This is a genomic window from Endozoicomonas arenosclerae (assembly GCF_001562015.1).
Classification (GTDB): domain Bacteria; phylum Pseudomonadota; class Gammaproteobacteria; order Pseudomonadales; family Endozoicomonadaceae; genus Endozoicomonas_A; species Endozoicomonas_A arenosclerae.
In genome coordinates this window covers 1-5699 of the sequence record NZ_LASA01000205.1, presented here as the reverse complement: position 1 = coordinate 5699, position 5699 = coordinate 1, and the positions used below count along the sequence as shown (strand labels likewise).

The following is a 5699-nucleotide window of genomic DNA, read 5'->3' as shown; positions in this document are numbered from 1 at the left end:
AAACCCTGAAGTTAAGCAAAAGTTATGGGGTGGAGCATTCTGGAGTTCAGGATATTTTATGAATACTGTCGGCCAGCATGGTAATGAAGATGTAATTGCAAATTATGTCAAAAACCAAGGCAATGCGGAGTACAAGCAGCTACACCGGAAGGAAATAAGTCCGAACCAAATCAGTCTGTTTATGGACTGACCACTCAAGTTGCACTGAGGATACCCCGCAGCTTGCTGCGGGGTAGTTCATTGGATTGCTTTACTTGTGCTTTTTTAAGGCGTTAGCGCTGACACGTGTCCATTATTTAGTTTTGGGTAATTGAAAGTAAGTTGATTATCTGAAAATTCTCGAATCGTTTAGCCTGCATCTGGCAGGTTTTGGTGTTTCGCGTGAAGTATCGAGTTTTGGTGTTTTTGTTTCCGGTACTGCTGCTGTTGATGGCATGTGATTACAGGCAGCTGCCCTCCAAGAGAGACAAGCTTGACGAAGCCGTTGTTGCCCAGATTCTGGATGCCAGGATTCAGGCTATTTCCTCTGGAGAAGTGGAGAAAATCAAAGGCTTTTATTCAGAAGATGTTGAGTTCACTGTCACTAATTCCAAAGGGATTCAGTTTAATCAGGACTATAGAGTCGTTGAGCAGCAAGCTGAATTGAATGCGAGTTACGGTATAGAGTATCGGGAAAAAGTATTGGAGCGCTTCGTTTTTATTACGAATGAGTTCCAAAAAGCGATTGTGGAGCAGCGAGCCAAAGAGGTATGGCTGTACCGTGAGCGTTTTAATGACATTGCCGTTGAAGCGGTTACCCGAACAGAAATTGATCTGATAAAAGGGGTGCCGCAAATCACCAAGGTGAATAAGGTAATTCTTAGCCGCTCCATTCTTAATGAAGACCGTCGTACGAGTATAGAAGAGTTAAGAAAAGAGATTGGCATTGGCTGCTGCGGTCACTGATACAGCTAAGCGCTAAACCCTATACCGCTATACCGTTCGCACTGAGCTGTCGAGGTGCGTTACCAGCATCCTTCGACAAACTCAGGATGAACAGAGATTAATACTCGGGGGCTAACTTTTGGTGTAAAGCCAGCTTACAGATGAGCTGGTGCTGGCATTCCCGCAAGACTGAGGCTCAGGGTCAGCAATTCATCCCAGCTGTTCAGCTTTTCCAATCCCTTGACCCCTTTATCAATATGTCCGGCATGGACCAGCATTTTCCGAAAAGCACTTTCACTGTGTCGGTTCATGCATTTTTCCAGCAGACTTTTCCGTTTCTTAAGCATGAAGGGTGACATGCCATGGGTCTTGGCTGCCTGATCATAAGCAGCATCGGGTGGAACACCACGTGACTTCAAGCGGCTAAGGTGGCTAAGCAGGCGAACCTCACGGGCAAGGGCCCAAAGTACTATTGGAGGCTCTATGCCTTCGCTTCTCAGGCCCCCGAGTACTCTTACGACCGATTTCTGATCGCCGTTCAAAGCGGCATCTGCCAGTTGAAAGACATCGTAGCGAGCACTGTCTGAAACAGCTTCCCTGACTGTTTCTACATCGATTGTTTTGTCATTGGCCAGGAGTTTCAGCTTTTCAATTTCCTGTGAGGCAGCAAGCAGGTTGCCCTCTATCCGCTCACAAAGCAGTGAAAGGGCATCCTGGCTGGCTTCAAATCCCTGACTCTTGAGGCGGCGGGCAATCCAGCCGGGCAATTTATCGTGCTCTATGGGCCAGATAGGAATAAACAGACCTTCCTGATCAAGCGCCTTGAACCATTTAGCCTTCTGGCTGGCGTTATCGAGGCGGTCGGTAATGATCAGCAGCAGATTATCCGGGGAAAGATGTTTCAGATATTCCTGTAAGGCTTTCCGGCCAGAATCACCGGGTTTGCCGTTGGGCATCCGAAGCTCCAGAATCTGCTTTTCGGCAAACAGTGAGAGGCTGTTGGCCGTGGCCAGGAAATCCCCCCAGTCAAAGCTGTTGTCGACATGATAGACATGGCGTTCTGTGAACCCCTGCTTTCGGGCTTGTTGCCGGATCAGGTCGCAGCATTCCGAAACCTGCAGGGGTTCATCTCCACTGATGATATAAATGGAGGAAAGTTGTCGCTTGAGCTGGGCACCGAGCTGATCGGGTCTGATTTTCATTGTTCGGATTCAAGCGCCTCACGCTCGGCTTCACGAACTTTCTGCGCTCTTTCTTCTTCCTGACGCAGAGCCTCACCGGAGATGCCCGCTACTCTGCGAACGGTGGTCATCAACAGATCCTGACGAAGCTGGTCAAAAATGATCGCTTCTTCGCTTTGAGCGGCGTTAGTCAGGTTTTTATCCTGGAACATATAGCGTTCGTTAGACAGTTCAATGGGACCAAACAGTTTCAGGCCATCATTGGTACTGAGCTGGTAGGTTGCCTTCAGAGTCAGTAGACGCTCGTACTGGCCAGCACTGGCCTGCGTTCCGTCACTGGTGGTGCGCTTAAGGCTGACAAGCTGCAAGTGATAATGTGCATCGTCTGTCACCTCAATGCCATTAAAGGTCAGGGCCTTTCTCAATTCTCTGACGAAGGGCAGATCACTTCCTGAGACAGACAGTTGAGCAATTTCACTGGCAATATCCACCTTGCCCCTCAATTGGAAGCCACAGGCTGTCAGCAAACTGGTAATCAGTAGCAGGGGCAGAATGGCTCCTGTATGAAAGCGTCTTGTCATGATCTCTCCATATCGCGCTCAGGACTGTATCACCCTTAGGGCTGTGAACAGTGACCAGGAACTGTGCCAGCAGTGGGACAGTGTTTCAGGGATCGGCATGCTAGCAGCCTGTCAGACTTAAGGCAATTTCGGCCTGAAATCCAGAAAGAGCGGCCATCTTTTCCGTTGAATTTGCTTAAATAGGTCAACTATTCGCACAAATCCAACGAAAAAGCTGACTCGCTCTACTGAATTTCATGCTCGAAAGCATAAGTCTAACAGGCTGCAGCATGCCAATCCCTAAAGGTTAACACCGGAACGCCTGCCTGTGTATCGTTGAGTTCATGAGTTAAAGTGCTCAGATCTCGTCCGGATTATAGGTCTTTTGTTTTGGCCGACGCATTCCCAGTCCTTTATGGACAATTCTTCGCATATCCACCTTGAATTGCCGGATCAGTTCGTCCTTGTCAGCAGTATCCCGGATCAGGTAACCCCCGGCCTGGGCAAAGGCCTGCTTGCTGATGGTTTCTTCCAACGCTATGTCCACACCACTGACACCGTAGACATTACTTTTGGTGGGTTCCTTACCCTGCAGGGTCATATCCTTAGCGTACGCAACGGCCTCAGACAGATCCTTTTCAAACCGTTCAATAAAGTCTTCGTTATCGAGCTGCGGGCCTGTGACACAAAAGTGCAGTGCTTCCGGGTGGTTCAGGCCGTTAAAGCGCCATTTGGGTTTCTTTTTGCCCATGAAGTCCTTGATATGATTCACCCTGAAAGCGTTGGCCCTCGATTTGAAGGCCAGACACATGGTGTGCTCACCCATCACATGCAGTTCGGGATAACTTTTAATGACCTTTACCATCTGGGCTGCAGTCTCGTAGGTTTGTTCTGCCTTGAGTCTGTAACCTTTTTTGCCGTACTTCAGCATGGCTGCCCAGGGCGCTGCGAACAGTCCAGTTGACATACTGCCTTCCAGGTTGGCAACAGCATACATGCCCCCTTTCCATTCAGTGTCGACAAAAGCCAGGTAATCGGACAAATCGCGGTTTCGCATCAGTAACACGGAGTTGCTTTTAAGAGAGTAACCGTACTTGTGAGTATCAACGCTGATACTGGTGACGCCCGGCAGACGGAAATCAAAGGGTTTTACATGGGGGTATTTTTCCTGATTCAGCCAGGCCAGAATAAATCCACCCAGGCAGGCGTCGACATGCAGCCCAATGTCGTACTCCTGAGACAGGCCGCTCAGTTCGGTGAGAGGATCAATAGTGCCATAGGGGTAGTTACCGGCAGACCCTACCAGCAGGATGGTTTTTTCTGGATTGATCAGCCTTCTCACATCTTCCATGTCAACAGTGTATGAGGCGTCAGCAGTCTCTTCATGAATCTTCGCCACTTTGATGACAAGGTCAACAGGGCCACGTTTGAATGCAGGGTGTGCTGTGGAAGGGATTATGATCTCCGGATTCCTGATACCCATGGCTATAGCCCTGTCTCTGTAAGCTTTCAGGGCCGCCTTGATGCTCATTGATCCGCCACTGGTGATGACACCATCGGGTTTGCCCAGGCCTTCGTCCTGAATACTGTTTCCGCCCAATGCTTCCAGCATCATATTGACGACACTGCTCTCAAAATACATGGCGCTGGGGCTGAGATCTTTCTGGATGGCGTTGGCGTGAGAGAACATGCCAAAGATCTCATTCAGGAAGTCATAGTTATCATGGTCGCCACTGTATACAGAGCCTGAGACCGTACCATCCTCCCAGAGGCCGTCTTCGTACTTTTTAAAGCCGTAGGCGATATTGCGGATTTTCCACAGGGGTTCCGGCTCTTCCGGAATTTCTTTATAGACCGGAGCGTAGTGGGTCATACCAGGGTACAGCCAGTGGCGGATATAGAGCCACTTGGTATAGCCCCAGAGGTACATGGGACCACTTTCCTTGATTTTATGGTCGTCTACTTTGGCATCCCGGAACTCCAGCACTACATCCAGCATCTTTCTGAGATTTTTATCATTTTTCAGAAACTTCTCCATTTCAGCGATGGTGGCTTCTTTGGTGCTCAGGGTTTCCCGGTTAAGAATATGAACAACCAGATGTTCAGGCTGCTCCGGGTTGTCTGGCCTGAAGTGCAATACGACGGAGCTGATAGTTGAGCAGCTGGATTTGGGCTTTACACCATTTATACGGCAATGTTGCCTACCGCCTTTCCAGGCTACTGGATGCTGGAAGTTAACCTCTGAGAACGCTACTGAACTCAGAGAGGCGCTATAGACCGGATAAGTTTTGGACTGATAGGTTTCATTCCGAACCGTCATTCTTTCCAGAGGAGTGGCGTCAGTACTGCTTGAGCAACTATCTGCTACACAGTGCTGGTGGGAAGCCTCATTTACGAATGGCTCAATAGAGAAGGGATCTTTCGCATCGGATGATTCGTCAATTATGGAAGGCACCAGGTAAATGTCCAGAGTCCCTGTGCCAGAATTTTCCCTGGATTCGGTTTTGAAAAAGGTGGAACCAAAACCTTCAGGATTAGCGGGCCAGTTAAAGTCCAGCTTCCTCTCCAGAGTGGGTTTTGTATGGAGGTCAAGTTCCGGGAATTGTTCCTGCTCCACCGGTATAAAGTTTTTCGAGCTTGAAAACTCGCTTTCATTCGGAAGTGAGATGATAAGGGCCAAAGCCGTTCTGACACTAAATAACAGAGTGATCAGTAGTAGAGCTTTCATCAACGATGAGCGATGTTCTGGCATTAGCTTGCCCCGCATTTAACAGAGATTGGCTAGATAGACTAGCAGCCTGTCGGACTTGAACCCATAAACGCAGTTCAAGTAATTTCAGACTCTGACTATTCCGGAGAGAACTTATAAAACCCTCTCCGGCGCATTACATTTTCAACTTGTCCTTATGATTTTTCTCACTCTTGGCCTCAGATCAGCCCAATAGTGCCACAGATAAGTCGCCAACAAGACCAGTTCCAACCACTGCTCTTCATTCACTTGTTTCAGGCTGAACATCCGCCTCAAGTTATACGC

5 protein-coding genes are annotated in these 5699 nt (G+C 48.8%); 2 read left to right on the top strand and 3 right to left on the bottom strand.

All coding sequences use genetic code 11. From position 1 onward, the window contains the following. Together WG89_RS29810 and WG89_RS27230 are read left to right on the top strand one after the other, a co-directional pair. On the top strand, positions 1 to 190 hold a 190-nt coding region (locus WG89_RS29810; protein WP_172806942.1), incomplete at its 5' end, for a transposase. Between the two features lie 191 nt (positions 191 to 381). Beyond that, positions 382 to 945, top strand: a complete 564-nt coding sequence (locus WG89_RS27230) for a hypothetical protein (RefSeq protein ID WP_153301865.1) — start codon at positions 382 to 384, stop codon at positions 943 to 945. 134 nt (positions 946 to 1079) lie between these two features. Here WG89_RS27230 and holA read toward each other — a convergent pair whose 3' ends face one another. The 3 genes from holA to WG89_RS27215 all read right to left on the bottom strand — a co-directional run bounded on the left by holA (position 1080) and on the right by WG89_RS27215 (position 5417). Beyond that, positions 1080 to 2126 carry a DNA polymerase III subunit delta gene (gene holA, locus WG89_RS27225; protein WP_062270797.1) on the bottom strand — a complete coding sequence of 349 codons (1047 nt, stop codon included), beginning with the start codon at positions 2124 to 2126 and terminating at the stop codon, positions 1080 to 1082. Then, the gene (locus tag WG89_RS27220) at positions 2123 to 2686 is read right to left on the bottom strand and encodes an LPS-assembly lipoprotein LptE (RefSeq protein WP_062270796.1); all 564 of its coding nucleotides are present in this window, start codon (positions 2684 to 2686) and stop codon (positions 2123 to 2125) included. Before WG89_RS27220 ends, holA begins: the two co-directional genes overlap by 4 nt. A gap of 337 nt (positions 2687 to 3023) precedes the next feature. Further along, positions 3024 to 5417 carry an aminotransferase class V-fold PLP-dependent enzyme gene (locus WG89_RS27215; protein WP_172806941.1) on the bottom strand — a complete coding sequence of 798 codons (2394 nt, stop codon included), beginning with the start codon at positions 5415 to 5417 and terminating at the stop codon, positions 3024 to 3026. Positions 5418 to 5699: the final 282 nt, after the last annotated feature.

Excerpts from the sequence above, each read along its gene's own strand:
- WG89_RS27215 (WP_172806941.1), bottom strand. The coding sequence starts at position 5,417 with ATGCCAGAACATCGCTCATCGTTGATGAAAGCTCTACTACTGATCACT.
- holA (WP_062270797.1), bottom strand. The coding sequence starts at position 2,126 with ATGAAAATCAGACCCGATCAGCTCGGTGCCCAGCTCAAGCGACAACTT.
- WG89_RS27220 (WP_062270796.1), bottom strand. The coding sequence starts at position 2,686 with ATGACAAGACGCTTTCATACAGGAGCCATTCTGCCCCTGCTACTGATT.